Raw genomic sequence first — 17304 nt, 5'->3', positions numbered from 1 at the left:
GCCATCACGCCGTCTTCGGGCGACGCCACATGGCGGTGCGGAATCGGTTTGCCACGAAAGCAGTATCGGTCAGACTGGCATTGCCGGCCGGGTTGGCACCGGTCACGTGGAAATCACTGAACGCAGCACTCTGGTTGACGAAGATCCCACCAGTAAGGTTGATCGAGAGGTTGACGCCGGCTGCGGCGAAGGCGTCCACGGCTGCTTCAATTCGGCCATCGTGGACGTCATAGAGTGCCGCGGTGATCGCGCCCTTTTGGCGGGCCAGCGATACCGCTTGCGCAATACCCGCGGTCGCGTCCGCTACCCCGACGACAAACGCGATCGGACCGAAGCGCTCTTCCTCATGTGCGTCCGTCTGCTCGGCATCGACAGCAAGGATAAGGGGGGTCGCAGTACGCGCTTCTACTGCGGCGATCGGAGCAGAATCACGAATGATTCTTCCGAGACTGCGTGCCGCTTCGACACGGCTGACGGTTGCGGCGTTGGCAATCGCGCCACAAACACCAGCGGCTCGCACCGGATTGGCAAGCAGATCGTCGATTGCCGCGACAATTCCCGTTGCCACGTCGTCAAAACTCTTGTGGCCTTCGTTCGTCTGGATGCCACCCTTCGGAACGTAGATGTTCTGTGGGGCGGTACACATCTGGCCGCTGTAGAGGGAAAGGGAAAAGGCAACATTGGCGCACATGCCGGCAAAGTCGTCGGTGGCGGCAATCACGATCGAATTGACGCCGGCCTCTTCCGTGTAGACTTGAGCCGAGCCCGCATGCTTGCGCACCCATTCGCCAAAGCTGCTGGATCCCGTGTAGTCGACAATGGAGACGGCATCATTTTCCACAAGATCGCGGGTGATTTCGGCGCCTGAGGCATCGGCGGCAAGGAGCGCGATGTCGGCGGCATATCCTTCTTCGCTCAGAACCTGGCGGATGACCGAAACCGTGATCGCCAAAGGCAGGATTGCGCCCGGATGCGGCTTGACGATAACGGTGTTGCCCGTCGAAAGGCTGGCAAACAGGCCCGGATAGCTGTTCCAGGTTGGGAACGTCTGGCAGCCGATCACAAGCGAGATGCCGCGCGGCACGATCCGCCAGTGTTTTTCCAGGATGATGGCATCTCCCTTGCCTTGCGGCTTGTTCCAGACGGCCTGCGGCGGCGTTCGCGTCATTTCCGCGAAGGCATAGGCAACGGCCTCCAGGCCGCGATCCTGGGCATGCGGTCCACCGGCCTGGAATGCCATGGCAAAGGCCTGCCCTGTCGTGTGCATGACGGCGTGCGCCATTTCGAAGCTCAGCCGATTGAGCCGGGCAAGAATTTCCAGGCAGATGCCAATGCGTGTCTTAACCGAGGCAGCTGCCCATGCAGATCCGGCAGCCTGAGAGGCGGTAATCAGCATGCCAGCGTCGGCAGCCGGGTAGGTAATGCCAAGGGTCGCGCCGAACGGCGAGACTTCCGCGCCGACCTGTGTCGTCGCGGGATGACCGGGCAGCTCAAAGTGCCTTCCGAGCCGGGCGTTATAGGATGCCAGACCGTCGTCCCTGGCGCTTTCGCCGTATATCTTGCCACTCGGGATTTCCGGATACGCGGACCAATAGCCGCGTACTTCTGCCGCCTTCAGAGCTGCGGCAAGTGTCGGCTGGTGGCGGTCGAAAAGGGCATCCATCACATGTTCCTCTCATGCTGTGGATTTATAATTGACCGGCCGGTCGGTTTATGCAAGAGTTTTTTCGTGAACCGCCTGATCCCGGCGGAACTGGAGGAAACATGTCCGAATCCGACACCGTCCTGTCGGCATTTGCCGATGGCGTCCTTACGCTGACGCTCAACCGTCCAGACAAGCTCAACGCCTTCAACGAAGAAATGCACCTGGTGCTACGGGCAGGCTTCGAACGTGCGCATGCAGATGCATCCGTTCGGGCTGTGCTTCTGACCGGCGCCGGTCGCGGCTTCTGCGCGGGGCAGGATCTTGGCGATCGTGACCCGCGCAAGGGTGGGGCGCCCCCAGACCTCGGACGCACGATCGAGCTTTTCTATAATCCGCTGATCCGTCTGATCAGGATACTGGAAAAGCCGGTCATCTGCGCCGTAAACGGCGTTGCCGCAGGCGCTGGCGCCAACATTGCACTTGCCTGCGATATCACCTTGGCCGCGCGCTCGGCGCGCTTCATCCAGGCTTTCGCCAAGATCGGCCTCGTGCCCGATTCCGGCGGTACCTGGAGCCTGCCGCGTCTGCTCGGTGAAGCGCGCGCAAAAGCGCTGGCGCTGACGGCCGAGCCGCTCGATGCCGAAACTGCCGCAAGCTGGGGGCTGATCTGGAAGGCGGTCGACGATGCGGCACTTCTTGATGAAGCCAAAGCTCTTGCCACGAAACTCGCAGCCGGACCGACGAAGGGCCTCGGCATGACCAAGCGCGCCATCCAGGCAGCGGCAACCAATTCACTGGATGAGCAGCTCGAGCTTGAACGTGACCTGCAGCGCGAGGCCGGACGCAGCACGGACTATGCGGAGGGCGTCGCCGCATTTCTTGAGAAGCGCAAGCCGGAGTTTAGGGGACAATGACGGACAGGGTCGTTCTGACGGCGCAGGAGCTTGCCGATGCTTGCGCGGATGCAATGTGGCGCGAGGATAATGCCACCCGTCATCTCGGCATGACGATGGAACGCGTGGCGCCCGGAATGGCGGTCATCTCGATGGTCATCAAGCCTGACATGACCAACGGCCACGGAACCTGCCACGGTGGATACATCTTCGCGCTGGCCGATTCCGCCTTCGCCTTTGCCTGCAACAGCTACAACCAGCGGGCCGTCGCGCAGCATTGCTCGGTGACCTATATCGCGCCTGCCTTGGCCGGAGACCGGCTGACGGCGACGGCCCGCGAGGTTTCGCGGCGCGGCCGCGGCGGCATTTACGATATCAATGTGACCAATCAGAACGGCGAGCACATTGCCGAATTCCGCGGCCACTCGCGCACCGTGAAGGGCACAATTTTGCCGGAACAGGCTTAGCCGCCGGCTGTTAAATTCGGAGGAGACAGACAGATGCAAGACCTATCACCCCGCCCAGGCGATCTCGACGCGATCGAAACCGCCTCGCGTGACGAGATTGCGGCGCTTCAGCTTGGCCGGATGAAATGGTCGCTGAACCACGCCTATGAGAACTCGCCCTTCTACCGCGCGCGCTTCGATGAGGTGGGTGTGCATCCGTCGGATCTGAAATCGCTCGCCGATCTGGCAAAGTTCCCGTTCACCACAAAGAAGGACCTTCGCGACACCTATCCGTTCGGCATGTTTGCCGTGCCGCGCGAAAAGCTGGTGCGCATCCATGGGTCTTCGGGCACGACAGGCAAACCGACTGTCGTCGGTTATACAAGGAAGGATATCGACACCTGGGCGGATGTTGTGGCCCGTTCGATCAATGCCGCTGGCGGACGGCCCGGCGATATGGTGCATGTCGCTTACGGCTACGGGCTCTTTACCGGCGGCCTTGGCGCCCACTATGGGGCCGAGCGGCTCGGCTGTACGGTCGTGCCGATGTCGGGTGGCATGACCGAGCGGCAGGTGACGCTGATTGAGGATTTCAGGCCGCGCATCATCATGGTGACGCCCTCTTACATGCTCTCCATCCTCGACGAGTTCCGCAGGCAGGGGATCGACCCGCGCGAGAGCTCGCTGGCGGTCGGTATCTTCGGCGCCGAACCGTGGACAAATGCGATGCGCCAGGAGATCGAGCAGTCCTTCGACATGCATGCGGTCGATATTTATGGCCTCTCGGAGGTCATGGGGCCCGGCGTTGCTAGCGAATGCGTAGAGACCAAGGATGGACTGCATATCTGGGAGGACCACTTCTATCCGGAAATCATCGATCCGGCCACCGGTGAGGTTCTTCCCGATGGCGAAATGGGCGAACTGGTTTTCACCACACTGACGAAGGAAGGCCTGCCGATCATCCGCTACCGCACCCGCGATCTGACGCGGTTGCTGCCCGGCACGGCCCGCTCGATGCGGCGCATCGAAAAGATCACCGGCCGATGCGACGACATGATGATCCTGCGTGGCGTCAATGTCTTCCCAACGCAGATCGAAGAACAGATCCTGAAGTGTCATGGGCTTGCGCCGCATTTCCAGATCGAACTCAGCCGTGCCGGTCGCATGGACCAGATGACGGTTCAGGTCGAGTGTACACCCGAGGCTGCCGACGAAATTGCACGCGCCTCCTCGGCAAAATCCCTTGCCCACTACATCAAGAGCGTCGTTGGTGTTACCACAAGGATCGAGATTCGCGACCCTGGTGGAGTCGCACGGTCCGAAGGCAAGGCCAAGCGGGTCGTCGACAACCGGCCGAAGCAATAGGGGCGATTGCTTCCCGGATGTTGCACATTCCGGGAAGCGACAAACACGAGTTACACGAGCTCGTCGCGTGGAGGACGCGGAGGTAGAACAGGAACGCAGGACGATATGGCACGAACGCGCGCAATCGACTTTGAAGAGAAACAACGCAGCCTTCTGAGCAGCGCCGCTGCCGTTTTTGCCGAGATGGGGATGGAAAAAGCCTCGATGGCTCACATAGCCTCGCGCAGCAACGTCTCCAAAGCCTTGCTTTATCACTACTATCCAAGCAAGGACGCCCTGATTTTCGACATCATTCGCAACCATCTCGAGGAACTGGAAGCCGCCGTGGCGGCCGCCGACGAACCTGGAGCGACGCCTCAGGAGAGACTGCGGCTCTTGGTGCGGCAGGTGTTGGAAAACTATCGGGACGCGGACAACGAGCACAAGGTTCAGTTGAACGGCACCAGCGCGCTTTCGCCTGAGCAGCTCGACGAACTGCGGGCTATCGAGCGTCGGATCGTCAAGCGGTTCTCCAACACGATCATCGAGATCAACCCGGATCTCAACACGAACAAGCCACTTTTGATGCCCGTGACGATGTCGCTCTTCGGGATGATGAACTGGGTATATATGTGGTTTCGCCCCGGCGGCCCCGTCAGTCGCGACGAGTATGCTGACATCGCCACTACCCTGATCCTCGAGGGCGTCAAGGCGGTGCGCTAGTAAGGACCGGCGGGGGAACCTAAAGGGTTGATTATTTCGGTTTGGCTGACATGAGGTTGCCGAGTTCCATCGGAAAGGGGAACAGGACCGTTGAGCTCTTCTCGCTGGCAATGACGTTCAAAGTGCTCAAATAACGAAGTTGCATGGCCTCTGGCTGCCTGGCGAGTATTTCAGCCGCCTCGAGGAGTTTTGCAGCTGCCTGCTGTTCACCTTCCGCATTGATGACCTTTGCGCGGCGTTCGCGTTCGGCTTCCGCTTGACGGGCAATTGCGCGGATCATCGATTCGTTGATGTCGACATGTTTGATCTCGACAGTGGCGACTTTGATGCCCCAGGCATCCGTCTGAGCGTCAAGGATTTCTTGAATGTCCAAGTTGAGCCTGTCACGTTCCGCCAGCATCTCATCGAGGTCATGCTTGCCAAGTACAGAGCGCAATGTCGTCTGGGCAAGTTGGCTTGTCGCCATCATGAAGTCCTCGACTTGTATCGTCGATTTCTCGGGGTCGATGACCCTGAAGTAGATCACTGCGCTGACGCGAACAGAGACATTGTCATGAGAAATGACATCCTGGCTTGGCACATCGAGCACGCGCGTGCGCAGGTCAACCCGTATCATCTGCTGGACGTAGGGAATGAGGAGTATCAGGCCCGGTCCCTTGACGCCGGTAAAGCGACCGAGTGTGAAGACGACGCCGCGTTCGTACTCCCGCAGGATCTTGACCGCGGATGCGAGGATGACGAGCAGGATCAGGATCGCCACAAGATAAAAGGCAAGATCTGCAAGCATAGCCATGACATCTTCTCCTGCTTCTGAAGGCCGCTAAGTCGCGTTGGCGCGCCTCTCGACCTTGAGCGTCAGCCCGTTTCGGGCGATCACACTGACAGCGTCGCCAGCGGTAAGCGTTTCGGTGGATATCGCCTTCCAGCGTTCGCCATGGGCGATGACGTAGCCCGTAGCCCCGGCCCAACTCTCGACCTGCGCCGATATCCCAATCATCTGCTCGGCGCCGGTGGCGACTTTTCGCCACCTCGAGGTAAATGCCAAGCGCGCAACGAGAAGGCTGAAAGCGAGGCATGCAAAAGCAATTGCCCCCAGGACAGGGCGCGAAACTTCCAGGCCCGGCATATCCGCATTAAACAGAATGGTTGCGCCGAGGATTATGGATATGCCGCCACCAATGCCAAGGGCGCCGAAGCTTGGCGAGTGTATCTCAGCGACCGTCAGACCCACACCGAGGAAAATAAGGCCAATGCCTGCGAAACTCACCGGAAGCAATGCCAAGGCATAGAGACCAAGAAGCAGGCAGATGCCGCCGATCGTCCCAGGAAGCATCGTCCCAGGTGCAAGAAATTCGAAGATCAGCCCGTAGATGCCAACCATCATCAGGATGATTGCAATGTTCGGATCGGTGATCACCGAGAGCAGACGTGTGCGCCAGTCCGGTTCGAATTCCTGCACGGTTAAACCGGCAGTATCGAGTCGGACGTCTGTTTGGCCGACCCGCACCATGCGGGCCTGGGCCTGGGCAAGGAGATCGTTCACATCAACTGCCGTGAAATCAATGACATGTTCGCGCACGGCTGCAGTCGATGAAAGACTTGCGCCTTCCCGAACGGCCCTCTCTGCCCAGTCGGCGTTGCGATTGCGCAATTCCGCAAGCCCGCGAATGTAGGCTACCGCGTCGTTGATGATCTTTTTGTCGCTGGCGCTGCCTGGAGCTTCAGCTTGCTTGTCATCTTGCTTGCCCGGTTCTTTTTCGGGTTTCGTATCACCGCCAAACGGGTTTACGCCAATCGCGATCGGTGTTGCCGCGCCCAAGTTGGTGCCTGGCGCCATGGCCGCGATGTGGCATGCATAGAGAATATAGGTGCCGGCACTGGCAGCCCGTGCACCGCTCGGTGCAACGAAGCCCGCGACAGGCACGGGCGAGGCAAGGATGGCGCGAATTATCTCGCGCATGGAGGTGTCGAGGCCGCCGGGTGTGTCCATCTGTAGGATAATCAAGCCCACCCCATGTCCGCCGGCACGTTGGAGGCTCCGTATCACATAATCTGCTGTTGCTGGTCCGATGGCGCCGTTCACCTTCATGACAACGGCAGCGCGGTTGGGCTGCGACGACGCCGATAGCGTAAAAATGGCCTGAGTTGATAGCACTGAGAACAACAAGATCAGGATTGGCGATAGCCACCGCCAACGCTTCAAGTTCAGCGCTACGACCTGCGGAACGCGCATGATTTCTAATATATGCCAGAAATCACAAAGAGAAAGGAACGCATCGCAAGGTACGTCCAAAGGGACGAATGCGTTCGCTCGCCTTGAGCCTCGGATGGGGCTCTTGAGCGCAATGACGACTGTTGCCGCAACAATTCATCAGAAAGCTTCGGACGGCGCGAAACTGGCTTCCGGAACCACCCGAAAAATAAGGAAATGCTAATGCAGCCACTCTAAATATAGCTTCCAATATGATAAAATTTGCAACTCGCTCGAGGATGAGATGCCGGGCGATGGTTCGACTTTTCGCAGTGTGGTTCGCATGGGTGTCGAAAAGCGTTTCCGCTATGCCGGAAAGGATGACCCCCGATCAAGGAGCTTCGGGATAACATCTCGGAATGGGAGGTATACAATGCTTCACAGATTGCTTCTCACCTTGGCTATTGCGACATCCGCGCTGGCGATCAACGGAGCCGCATGGGCTGACATCACGATCCTCGTGCCCTCGGGCAGCGAGGGCGATGGTCTGAGGGCCGCAGCCCAAGATTATGGAAAGTTGAAGGGCACGAAGGTTGAGGCTGTCCAGGCGCCCTATGCCAACGAATTCGAACAGGGCGCCAATGCCGGCGCGACCAAGTCAGGTGTCTTCGACATTATCCTGATGGACGATCCGTGGATTCCGTTCTTCGCAGAGAACGGGCACCTGGAAGATCTGACCGCTTACTTCAAGAAGGCCGGGTTGGAGGGGCCAGACAGCGATTTCCTTTCGAAGTCGCTTGCGGTCTGCCGCAATCCCTATAATACCGGCCCCTACGTATGTCTGCCCTATGTCGGGAATGCGCAGATGTTCTTCTATGACGCAGCCAAGTACAAGGAAGCTGGCGTCGACGTTCCAAAGACTTGGGACGACGTGTTGAAGGCGAGCAAGAAGCTGACTGAAAGCGGAGGTGGCCGTTATTTCGGTTACGTATTCCGAGGCGGCCAGGGAAATCCGGTGGTCGCCGATTTCATGCCGATCTTCTGGTCTTATGGCGCTGACATGTTCAACGCCGACCGAACCAAGGTAACGATCGATACGCCTGAAGGGGCCGCTGCCATGAAGACCTTCATGGCACTACGCGATGTCTCGCCGAAGGGCGTCGAGAGCTATAACGCCAACGAGGTTGGCACGGCGCTCGCCGCCGGTACTGCTGCGTCATCGATTAACTGGCCAAACTGGGTTGCGACCTTTGAAGATCCCACCCAATCGAAGATGGTCGGCAAAATCTCCTACAGTCCCATTCCTGCTGGAACCAAACCTGGTAGTTCGGAAATCGGTCACTGGACCATGGGCATCATGTCGGCGTCCAAGAATAAGCAGGAAGCTTTCGACTTCATGATGTGGGCGACCTCGCGCGAACAGATCAAAATTTCTGCCTTGCGAGGCAATCCGCCTGTCCGCGCCTCGGTCTTCACCGATCCGGAACTGACCTCGCAAGAGAAGTTCAGGCACTATCCCGTGTTGATGGCGGCAATCCAGGCCTCGACTCCGCGTCCGCGTCACCCGAAGTGGCCAGAAATCGAGAATGCCTTCGGCATCGAGCTTTCTAAGGCGGTCGCCGGCACGATCACACCGCAAGAAGCTCTGAAGAACTCGCAGGAGGCGGTCTCACGGATTACCAACCTTTACTAGGCAAGAGCTGGTCGGAGCGGAGTTTTCGGACCCCGCTCCCTTGCTGCGCCGGCAATCGCGTCCGATGGGCCTGAAACCCAAGAGTTCAGTCGCGCCGGGGCAGGGCTTTACGGGAGAGGTCAATGTTGACGTCGGAAAGCGGAACCGCGGCCGCACCGCTTCGACCAGGCGGCAGTCTGGAGCGATGGGTAGAGCGGCATTTGCGCTTCCTCATGCTTGGGCCGACAGTACTAATACTCCTTGGCCTGACGATCTTTCCCAGCATCTACATGTTCTACGCTGCGGTTCACAAAATCAGCCCGAATCCCGATCTGCCCTGGACGTTTGTCGGCGCGGGCAATTTCGTGCGGCTTTTTTCCGACACGCAGTTTCACGTCGCACTATGGAATACCACCGTATTTACCATTGCGGCGGTGACAGCGGAATTCGTCCTCGGTCTCGGTCTGGCGCTGCTCCTCGATAAATACATTCGCAAGCTGACATTTCTGAAGACAGTCCTGATGATCCCGATGATGCTGCCGCCGATCGCGGTCGCGATCACATGGAAGCTCATCTATGAGCCTCAGTTCGGTGTTCTGAACGAAATCATGTTCCGACTCGGGTTGCCTCTGCAGGCATGGGCGGGCGACGTGAACCTTGCGATGTTTTCGATCATCGTCGCCGATGTGTGGCAATGGACACCCTTCATATTCCTTCTAATGTTGGCAGGGTTAGCCAGCCTGCCTGTAGAGCCCTATGAGGCCGCCGCACTCGACGGAGCCTCGAGCTGGCAGCAATTCCGGGATCTGACGCTGCCATTCCTCAAGCCGGTCATCGCCATTGCGCTTCTCCTGCGTGTCATGGATGCGCTGCGTCTCTTCGATCTCGTCTTCATACTGACGGGAGGTGGTCCGGCTGACCGGACCAAGGTCTTGAGCCTTTATATCTATCAGGTCGCCTACCGCTTTGCCGATCCAGGTTACGCGGCGGCGATGTCGCTTTTCGTGCTGTTTGTGACCATTGTTTTAAGCACCTGGTTCATGAAACGCATGCGATTGGCGGAATGACCATGACACTGCGCAGAACCATACACGCGCGCAACCGGACCAAAGAGGTGCTGATCCGCCTGCTGGCCTATCTGACGATCGTTGTCGCGCTGGTCGTCACACTTTTTCCGATCTATTGGATCGCGACCAACTCTTTTAAGTATGATATCGACATTTTCGCAGTGCCGCCGGAGTGGCTCCCCCGCAATCCCACGCTAAAGCACTACAACGAAGCGTTTATCCAGCGTCCGTTCCTGCGCTACGCGTTGAATAGCTTTCTCGTCTCTGTAGGGACGACGATCGTTTCGGTGACCTTCGGCACAATGGCCGGCTATGCCTTGGCACGGTTCAGCTATCCCTGGCAGTGGCGCAAGCAGATTTCGTTCTGGATCCTGTCAACGCGCATGATGCCGCCCATCGTCAGCATCATCCCCCTCTACCTGTTCTTCAACTACTTCGACATGCTCAACACGAAGTCGGCTCTCATCGTCGCCTACACTGCTTTCAATCTGCCGTTCGCGACATGGATGATGAAGAGCTATTTCCAGGATCTTCCTGTCGAGCTCGAGGAGGCGGCAATCGTCGACGGCGATACACGCTGGGGCGCATTCCTGCATGTGGCGTTGCCACTTGCCCGGCCTGGGCTTGCAGCCACCGCGATCTTCTGTCTGATCATCTCGTGGAATGAGTTTCTGCTTTCCCTCATCATTACGCTCACCGAGCAGTCTCAGACTCTGCCGATCGGCATTGCCGGGCGCGTTACGCAGTACAACACCTATTGGGGCGAAATCAGTGCGGCGGGCTTCATGGCCTGCCTGCCAATCGTCATCTTCGCTTTCATCGTCCAGAAGCATCTCGTCCGGGGATTGTCCCTGGGTGCCGTCAAAGGTTGAGACATATGGCGTCTGTCGAATTCAAAAAGGTCTGCAAGAAGTTCGGCGAATTCGTTGCGGTTGATGATTTCAACCTCGAGATCAGGGACAAGGAGTTTCTCGTTTTGCTTGGACCTTCCGGTTGCGGCAAGACAACGACCATGCGGATGGTCGCGGGCCTGGAGGAGGCGACATTCGGCGACATCTACATCGACGAGGACCGCGTGAACGGTGTCCTTCCCAAGTATCGCGACGTTGCAATGGTATTCCAGTCGTATGCTTTGTATCCGCACCTCACCGTCGAAGACAACATCGGCTACCCGCTGAAGATCCGCAAAGTGCCGCCCGATGAATGCAAGCGACGGATAGCCGAGGTCGCACGCCGTGTGGAACTCGACTCCATGCTGTCGCGGCTGCCGAAGGAACTTTCTGGCGGCCAGCGTCAGCGCGTGGCACTTGCCCGGGCGATCGTGCGCACACCACGTGTCTTTCTGATGGACGAGCCGCTGTCCAACCTCGATGCGAAGCTGCGCACACAGATGCGCGCCGAGCTGAAGCACCTGCAACACGAGCTGCAGGTCACGACGATTTACGTCACCCATGACCAGATAGAGGCGATGACGCTTGCCGATCGCGTGGCGGTGATGAACAAGGGCGTTATCGAGCAGCTTGGGACACCGCGGGAGATTTATAACGATCCGCGCACGCTCTTCGTTGCCGGTTTTATCGGCTCGCCGCCGATGAACCTGATTCCGGGAGAAGTGAGAAACGGTGTGTTCGTTAGTGCCGGCCTCAGGGTAGGGGGCATCGGCTGCGCAAACGTCTCTGGAGCTGTCCTCGGAGTCCGCCCGGAGGACGTCCATCCGACCGATGCCGGTGATGCAGACGTCAATCTGGTCGCGCCGATCTATTCGGCGGAACTTACCGGCGAGAACACGCTGGTGAGCCTAAGGTTGGGAGGTCAACTGATGACCTTGCGTGCCGACAAGAATTTCACGGGTCAGATCGACCAGCAGATCGGCGTCAAGGTCGCAACGGATCGCGTTTTTCTGTTCAATGGCGAGACCAAAGACCGTGTCTATTTCTAGCCTTTGGGCGGCGGTGATAGTGTTCATCTTCGCATTTACTGCGGCCGCAGCCGATGACGGCCCAATCGCTGGAAATCCGCTGATTGAAATTCCTGCCGGCATGTTCATCTTCGGCCGTGACGATGGCCCTGCAAACGAACGCCCGCGGCGCGAACTTTCCGGGCAGGCGTTCGCGATCAATCGCACCGAGATCACAAACCAGCAGTATGGCCTCTTCGTCAAGGAGACCGGCCATCGTGGTGCCTTCTACGCCAATCATCCAATCTTGGGCCTGGATGACCGGCCGGTCGTCGGTGTGAGCTGGGCAGACGCCGATGCATTTTGCCGTCACTATGGGTTGGACCTCCCATCGGAACAGCAATATGAGCGGGCGGCCCGAGGAACGACGGGCAGCGCGTTTCCATGGGGCGAGCTCCCACCCGGCAATGAGCGAGCAAATTCTGGAGCAGATATCTGTTGCTCGGGTGATACGCGCGACGGTTATGCGATGACCGCACCGGCGATCTCCTTCGCCGATGGCGCAAGCAAAGAGGGCGTCCTCAATCTTGTCGGCAATGTCTGGGAGTGGACCCGTGACGTCTACGCGCCATATGAAGCCGGGGCGGCGGCGAGGAGTGCCGGGCTCTACCGCGTGCTTCGTGGTGGCTCCTGGAACAGCGACCCAAGCCACCTGACAACGACTTATCGGCTCGCCTATGATCCTGAATTCCGGTTTTCAGCCAATGGTGGCTTCAGATGCGTCCGTTCTGCACCTTGATTGTCGTCACCGATTTTCTGCTCCTAGCTGCCGGTGCCGGTGCTGAGCCGACGGCGGCGCCCGGCTACACGCTTCAGACCTTCAACACGCCTGGTGCTGCCTTCGCCGGCCTGTCTTACGACGCCGCAGGCCTGCTCGTCAGTGATCTCGCCAGTGGCCGGCTTTTCAGACGTGGCGCCGACGGCAAGCTTGTCGCATTCGGCCCGATATTCCCCCATGGTCTCGACGTGATCGGCGACCCAACCGGTCCTTATCGTGTGGTGCGCACCGATGATGGCCTTGTCGTCGCTCAGGGATGGACGCCAGTGAGTTCCAAGGAAGATCAGGTTGACCATGCGCTCGTTGCGCTTGACCCGGCCGGACAAATCCGGGTCATCAATAGCGATTTCTGGAATCCGTTCGACTTCGTTGCGGCGAACGGAGGTTACTACGTGGTAGACTCCGCTCGAAACAGTATCGAAAGGGTACTGCCCGATGGCAGCAAGAGCACGCTTCTGACATTTCGTCGCGTCGGGCAGGCAGCCACCGCACTCCGCAGTCTTTCCCCGACGGAGTTCACGGAAGGTAACAGCTACGAAACCGATGCGGTACCGACCGGTATCGCCCTTTACGGGGGGCGCCTCTATATAGCGCTGTTCGGCGGCTTTCCCTTCCTTGCCGGTGCCGGAAGGATCGTTTCGATTCCCGAGGCCGGCGATCAGGCGACGCCTGAGATCGACGTCGAAGCGCTCAATGCGCCCCTCGATATCGCTTTTGAAAGCAGCGGAGAGATGCTTGTCCTCGAACACGGCACCTATGACCAGAAAGACGGCTTTCGGAATGAGAGTGGGAGATTGCTCAAGTTCAATAAAATGATGCGGGAACCTAAGGTTATTCTTGAGGGCCTGACCCGGCCGGTGTCAGTGCTGGTCTGGGACGAGCAGCGGATCGTCGTCTCCGCGTTGGACGGCAACCTCTATATTCTGACGCGCGAAGCTGCTCGCTGACTGTGGGCACCCTGTTCTGCCGCGATCGCGCCCACCCTTCAGATTTCGGTTGCTGTGCTTTCGTCTTTGTTTCGCAGGCACTATCCCAAGACCAGTCCATTTTGGGCAGACACGGCTTGGCTCAATCACCGAATTTCAGCCGCTCCAGGATCAGCGGGTCATATTCGGGAGCCCGGATCCGCCGACGATCGGCCTCCGGTTCGCTAAGCGGTTCGACGGGTCGAAGCTTGTCCCTGGCTTCCAGCGCAAGGCGCTGATAGACGCCCGTTCCTTGACGTTTCCATGCGATCTCCTTGTCGCTGAGTTCACGAATGACCCTTGCTGGTGATCCGACCGCCAGGCTGTTTGCCGGGATTTCAGCGCCTGCCTTGACGAAGGCCATGGCGGCGACGATCGAATTTTCCCCAATGACAGCCTCATCCATCACGACGGCATTCATTCCTACCATCGCATTGCGGCCGATCCGGCATCCATGTAGCACAGCGCCGTGGCCGATATGGCCATCTTCCCCGATCACCACCTCGACATTGGGAAAACTGTGTACGACGCAGGTCTCCTGGACGTTCGAACCACGTTCCAGGATGATCCGGCCGAAGTCGCCACGCAATACGGCGCAGGGCCCGACATAGCAGGCCGGACCGATAATGACGTCGCCGATCACCACCGCCGCCGGATGAACGAACGCCGCCCGATGGATGACGGGCACGACGCCATCGTAAGAATAGACCTGCGCCATCTCAGTCACTCCCCATCTCAGTCAGACCGCATCTCGGTCAGTCTCCCCACCTCGGTCAGTCCCTTGTCTTGGCGACCATCGTCAACACGTCGTATTGCGCGACCGTCGCACCATGCTGGTTTGTAACCCTGCAATCCCAGCGCACTTCGCCATGCTCCGCGCCGATGCGCGGATTGATTTCTTTGCAGGTCAGTTGCACCTGCAGCGTGTCGCCGGGACTGACCGGCGTGAGGAAGCGCAGGTTGTCGACCCCGTAATTCGCCAGAACCGGGCCAGGTGCTGGGTCGACGAACAGGCCGGCAGCGAAGGAGACGATCAGATAGCCATGGGCAACGCGTCCGTCGAAGAAAGGATTGGCGCGGGCGGCATCCTCGTCCATGTGGGCGTAGAAGGTGTCTCCGGTGAAATTGGCAAAATGCTCGATATCCTCAAGTGTGACGGTTCGGGTGCCGGTGACGAGCTGGTCGCCGATCCGCAATTCGGCCAGCGACTTGCGGAACGGATGTTCGCCAGTTTTGCGCACCGCGGCATCCGAAACCCAGCGGCCGGTGACAGCCGACAAAAGTGTGGGCGAACCCTGCACGGCAGTTCGCTGCATGTAGTGCTTCACCCCACGCAGCCCACCGAGCTCCTCGCCGCCGCCCGCACGTCCGGGGCCACCATGCACGAGACCCGGCAGCGGGGAGCCATGGCCAGTCGACGTCTTGGCGCTGACGCGGTTGCCGATCAGCACGCGACCGTGGAACGGCGCCATGCCAAGGACCACCTCCTCTGCAAAGGCGGGGTCGTTGGTGAAGACAGAGGAGACCAGGCTTCCCTTGCCGCGGCGGGCAAGATCGACGGCCTCCTCAGCGGTGTCATAGGGCATGACCGTGCTGACCGGGCCGAAGGCTTCGACATCGTGAACCGCATTTGCTTCCCACGGCTTGTCGCAATAAAGCAGCACTGGATTAAGGAAGGCGCCGGCTCCCGCGTCGCCCGAGACAAGCTGCGGATTATCCGGATTACCGGCGACAATTTCGGCATCAGCGAGAAGATCGCGGATGCGCGCGCGGACCTCGTCACGCTGGGCAAGGCTTGCAAGCGGTCCCATGCGGACGGTGTCGTCGGCCGCGTTGCCAAGTGCTGTCTTGCCAAGGCGTTCCCCAAGCGCGGAGATCAGCGCATCGCAATAGGCGCGGGGTACGATGACCCGACGAATGGCCGTGCACTTCTGGCCGGCCTTTGCTGTCATTTCTCGGGAGACTTCCTTGACGAAAAGGTCGAACTCCTCGGTAGCGGGAGCGGCATCGAGACCGAGAACGGAGGCATTGAGGCTGTCTGCCTCCATCGTGAAACGCACGGAATTCTCGATGATCGCCGGATGCGTTTTCAGCTTGCGGCCGGTCGAGGCCGAGCCGGTGAACGTGACGGCGTCCTGTCCATCGACATGGTCCAGAAGATCGCCCACGGAACCGCAGACAAGTTGCACAGCCCCTTCCGGCAATAAACCAGTTTCAACCATGCGGCGGACCACCAGTTCGGTCAGGTAGGCCGTCTGGCTCGCCGGCTTGACGATCGCCGGCATGCCGGCAAGCAGCGTCGGCGAAAGCTTCTCCAACATGCCCCAGACAGGAAAGTTGAAGGCATTGATATGGACGGCGACGCCCTGCAGCGGCGACAGGATGTGCCGGGCCGAGAAGGTACCGTCACGCGACAAGGTTTCCACATCGCCATCCACGAGCACGCGCGTATTGGGCAGCTCGCGCCGACCCTTCGAGGCATAGGACAGTAAGGTGCCAATACCTCCGTCAATATCGATCCAGCTGTCTGCCTTCGTCGCACCGGTCGCCGACGAAAGCGCGTAAAACTCTTCCTTGCGGTCCATCAGCGCCTGACCGAGGGTCTTCAGCATAGCGGCGCGTTCGTGAAACGACATGCGACGCAGCGCCGGACCGGCCTTCTTTCGGCCGTAGGCCAAAGCCGCGGCAAAGTCGACACCCGTGGAATCGATCAAAGCCACCGGCACGCCTGTCGAGGCGTCGAGCAACGGGGTCCCATCCTTAGTGCCGGGAACCCAGCGGCCAGAGACATAGCTTTCAAGGCGGCGCGGTGGGTTTACCAGAACGTTCATCGTCTCATCCTTCCGGGTCAGTTCAGATTGAGCGCCGCAAGCTGCGCGTTAACCGCTGCCTGCCATTCGGACAGCAATGCCTCGTTGGGGGCATGGCGAAGGCCAAAACGCGCCAGCGTCTCGTAGCGGGCCGAGGCGGCCAGTCCGAAGCTTGCTGCTACGCGAGGACGCCAATAGGCGATCGCTTCACGTGCGGACTTCGATCCCTCGTCGGTTTCGACAATCCGCTTCAGCGCTTCGATGCCAAGTTCGGTGTGATGCGCCTCTCGCGGCAGGATCGCGCGGAACACGTCGGCTAGCGGTTGATAAGAAATGTGGGTGAGTTCGCGCAGCTGGATAGTGCTTGCAGTGCCCATCAGCACGTTCATGACGACCGCGTCGATCCAGCCCTGAAGCGGATAGTGGAAAACGGAAAGGCGCATGTCCCCGCCCTGGCGCGCTGCACCGACGTCGGTCTCGCGCGTCACGCGCGCATCCCACGGATGGTGGACGGCATAGCGGCCGGTATCGGCGCCGAAGCTACCCATGATCTCGAGCACGCGACCGGCATGATCAGTTTTTTCGAGCACGATCTTGGCCGACGCAATGCGCTCCTTGATGCCCGGCGCATCGTTGATCGTGTCGGCAAAGCCGGCGGCACCAGCAAGCTCGCTATCGACGAAACTCGCCATCAGGCGCAAAAGCTCGCCGCGATAGCGCGGGGGCACATTGTCAGGCGACGTGAGCATGCCACCCTTGAGCAGATATTCCTCGATCGGCATCGTATCAGACATCGGATTCCTCCCCCGCTTC

At 59.4% G+C, this 17304-nt stretch carries 16 protein-coding genes; 10 read left to right on the top strand and 6 right to left on the bottom strand.

Translation table 11 applies throughout. The features are described 5' to 3' along the window. Positions 1-4: 4 nt before the first annotated feature. Entirely contained in the window at positions 5-1663 is a 1659-nt protein-coding gene (gene paaN, locus BN77_RS22720) for a phenylacetic acid degradation protein PaaN (RefSeq protein ID WP_007536450.1), read from the bottom strand. Positions 1664-1764: 101 nt separating this feature from the next. On the opposite strand from paaN, the gene paaG reads away from it, so the two are divergent. The 4 genes from paaG (at position 1765) to BN77_RS22700 (ending at position 5051) form a co-directional block, all read left to right on the top strand. Beyond that, positions 1765-2559 (top strand): 2-(1,2-epoxy-1,2-dihydrophenyl)acetyl-CoA isomerase PaaG, encoded by a 795-nt coding sequence (gene paaG, locus BN77_RS22715; protein WP_007536448.1) that lies wholly within the window; start codon positions 1765-1767, stop codon positions 2557-2559. Beyond that, positions 2556-3005 (top strand): hydroxyphenylacetyl-CoA thioesterase PaaI, encoded by a 450-nt coding sequence (gene paaI / locus BN77_RS22710; RefSeq protein WP_007536445.1) that lies wholly within the window; start codon positions 2556-2558, stop codon positions 3003-3005. The genes paaG and paaI overlap by 4 nt, the downstream gene beginning before the upstream one ends. Positions 3006-3038: 33 nt before the next feature. After that, positions 3039-4349: a phenylacetate--CoA ligase PaaK gene (gene paaK, locus BN77_RS22705; RefSeq protein ID WP_007536443.1), complete on the top strand. Its 1311-nt coding sequence runs from the start codon at positions 3039-3041 to the stop codon at positions 4347-4349. Between the two features lie 105 nt (positions 4350-4454). Beyond that, positions 4455-5051: a TetR/AcrR family transcriptional regulator gene (locus BN77_RS22700; RefSeq protein ID WP_007536441.1), complete on the top strand. Its 597-nt coding sequence runs from the start codon at positions 4455-4457 to the stop codon at positions 5049-5051. 31 nt (positions 5052-5082) lie between these two features. Here the strand turns inward: BN77_RS22700 and BN77_RS22695 are convergent, their stop codons facing one another. Together BN77_RS22695 and BN77_RS22690 are read right to left on the bottom strand one after the other, a co-directional pair. Further along, the gene (locus BN77_RS22695; RefSeq protein ID WP_007536439.1) at positions 5083-5844 is read right to left on the bottom strand and encodes a slipin family protein; all 762 of its coding nucleotides are present in this window, start codon (positions 5842-5844) and stop codon (positions 5083-5085) included. 27 nt (positions 5845-5871) lie between these two features. Beyond that, on the bottom strand, positions 5872-7284 hold the full coding sequence (locus BN77_RS22690; RefSeq protein WP_007536437.1) for an NfeD family protein: 1413 nt from the start codon (positions 7282-7284) through the stop codon (positions 5872-5874). A 391-nt stretch (positions 7285-7675) separates the two neighbouring features. Between BN77_RS22690 and BN77_RS22685 the strand changes: the two genes are divergently transcribed. The 6 genes from BN77_RS22685 (at position 7676) to BN77_RS22660 (ending at position 13663) form a co-directional block, all read left to right on the top strand. Continuing rightward, a complete protein-coding gene (locus BN77_RS22685; protein WP_007536435.1) occupies positions 7676-8935 on the top strand; it encodes an ABC transporter substrate-binding protein in 1260 nt (419 codons plus the stop codon). Between the two features lie 122 nt (positions 8936-9057). Then, positions 9058-9981 (top strand): carbohydrate ABC transporter permease, encoded by a 924-nt coding sequence (locus BN77_RS22680; RefSeq protein WP_007536433.1) that lies wholly within the window; start codon positions 9058-9060, stop codon positions 9979-9981. Then, the gene (locus BN77_RS22675) at positions 9978-10853 is read left to right on the top strand and encodes a carbohydrate ABC transporter permease (RefSeq protein ID WP_007536431.1); all 876 of its coding nucleotides are present in this window, start codon (positions 9978-9980) and stop codon (positions 10851-10853) included. The genes BN77_RS22680 and BN77_RS22675 overlap by 4 nt, the downstream gene beginning before the upstream one ends. A 5-nt stretch (positions 10854-10858) precedes the next feature. Continuing rightward, positions 10859-11920, top strand: a complete 1062-nt coding sequence (locus BN77_RS22670; RefSeq protein ID WP_007536429.1) for an ABC transporter ATP-binding protein — start codon at positions 10859-10861, stop codon at positions 11918-11920. A 19-nt stretch (positions 11921-11939) separates the two neighbouring features. Further along, positions 11940-12677 carry a formylglycine-generating enzyme family protein gene (locus tag BN77_RS22665; protein WP_007536427.1) on the top strand — a complete coding sequence of 246 codons (738 nt, stop codon included), beginning with the start codon at positions 11940-11942 and terminating at the stop codon, positions 12675-12677. Further along, positions 12656-13663, top strand: a complete 1008-nt coding sequence (locus BN77_RS22660) for a ScyD/ScyE family protein (RefSeq protein ID WP_040678331.1) — start codon at positions 12656-12658, stop codon at positions 13661-13663. Before BN77_RS22665 ends, BN77_RS22660 begins: the two co-directional genes overlap by 22 nt. A gap of 121 nt (positions 13664-13784) precedes the next feature. Here BN77_RS22660 and BN77_RS22655 read toward each other — a convergent pair whose 3' ends face one another. Genes BN77_RS22655 through BN77_RS22645 form a run of 3 tightly spaced genes read right to left on the bottom strand, consistent with a single transcriptional unit; the run spans position 13785 to position 17285 of the window. Continuing rightward, the gene (locus BN77_RS22655; protein WP_007536422.1) at positions 13785-14399 is read right to left on the bottom strand and encodes a transferase hexapeptide repeat family protein; all 615 of its coding nucleotides are present in this window, start codon (positions 14397-14399) and stop codon (positions 13785-13787) included. Between the two features lie 55 nt (positions 14400-14454). Beyond that, complete coding sequence (paaZ, locus tag BN77_RS22650; protein ID WP_007536420.1) at positions 14455-16512, bottom strand: phenylacetic acid degradation bifunctional protein PaaZ; 2058 nt, start codon at positions 16510-16512, stop codon at positions 14455-14457. Positions 16513-16529: 17 nt separating this feature from the next. After that, the gene (locus BN77_RS22645; RefSeq protein WP_007536418.1) at positions 16530-17285 is read right to left on the bottom strand and encodes a Phenylacetic acid catabolic protein; all 756 of its coding nucleotides are present in this window, start codon (positions 17283-17285) and stop codon (positions 16530-16532) included. Positions 17286-17304: the final 19 nt, after the last annotated feature.

This window comes from Rhizobium mesoamericanum STM3625, assembly GCF_000312665.1.
GTDB classification, from domain to species: Bacteria; Pseudomonadota; Alphaproteobacteria; order Rhizobiales; family Rhizobiaceae; genus Rhizobium; species Rhizobium mesoamericanum.
This window is presented reverse-complemented; position numbering and strand designations above follow the sequence as displayed.

Coding starts and splice junctions, on each gene's coding strand:
- paaN (WP_007536450.1), bottom strand. CDS start 1,663: ATGGATGCCCTTTTCGACCGCCACCAGCCGACACTTGCCGCAGCTCTG.
- paaG (WP_007536448.1), top strand. CDS start 1,765: ATGTCCGAATCCGACACCGTCCTGTCGGCATTTGCCGATGGCGTCCTT.
- paaI (WP_007536445.1), top strand. CDS start 2,556: ATGACGGACAGGGTCGTTCTGACGGCGCAGGAGCTTGCCGATGCTTGC.
- paaK (WP_007536443.1), top strand. CDS start 3,039: ATGCAAGACCTATCACCCCGCCCAGGCGATCTCGACGCGATCGAAACC.
- BN77_RS22700 (WP_007536441.1), top strand. CDS start 4,455: ATGGCACGAACGCGCGCAATCGACTTTGAAGAGAAACAACGCAGCCTT.
- BN77_RS22695 (WP_007536439.1), bottom strand. CDS start 5,844: ATGGCTATGCTTGCAGATCTTGCCTTTTATCTTGTGGCGATCCTGATC.
- BN77_RS22690 (WP_007536437.1), bottom strand. CDS start 7,284: ATGCGCGTTCCGCAGGTCGTAGCGCTGAACTTGAAGCGTTGGCGGTGG.
- BN77_RS22685 (WP_007536435.1), top strand. CDS start 7,676: ATGCTTCACAGATTGCTTCTCACCTTGGCTATTGCGACATCCGCGCTG.
- BN77_RS22680 (WP_007536433.1), top strand. CDS start 9,058: ATGTTGACGTCGGAAAGCGGAACCGCGGCCGCACCGCTTCGACCAGGC.
- BN77_RS22675 (WP_007536431.1), top strand. CDS start 9,978: ATGACCATGACACTGCGCAGAACCATACACGCGCGCAACCGGACCAAA.
- BN77_RS22670 (WP_007536429.1), top strand. CDS start 10,859: ATGGCGTCTGTCGAATTCAAAAAGGTCTGCAAGAAGTTCGGCGAATTC.
- BN77_RS22660 (WP_040678331.1), top strand. CDS start 12,656: ATGCGTCCGTTCTGCACCTTGATTGTCGTCACCGATTTTCTGCTCCTA.
- BN77_RS22655 (WP_007536422.1), bottom strand. CDS start 14,399: ATGGCGCAGGTCTATTCTTACGATGGCGTCGTGCCCGTCATCCATCGG.
- paaZ (WP_007536420.1), bottom strand. CDS start 16,512: ATGAACGTTCTGGTAAACCCACCGCGCCGCCTTGAAAGCTATGTCTCT.
- BN77_RS22645 (WP_007536418.1), bottom strand. CDS start 17,285: ATGTCTGATACGATGCCGATCGAGGAATATCTGCTCAAGGGTGGCATG.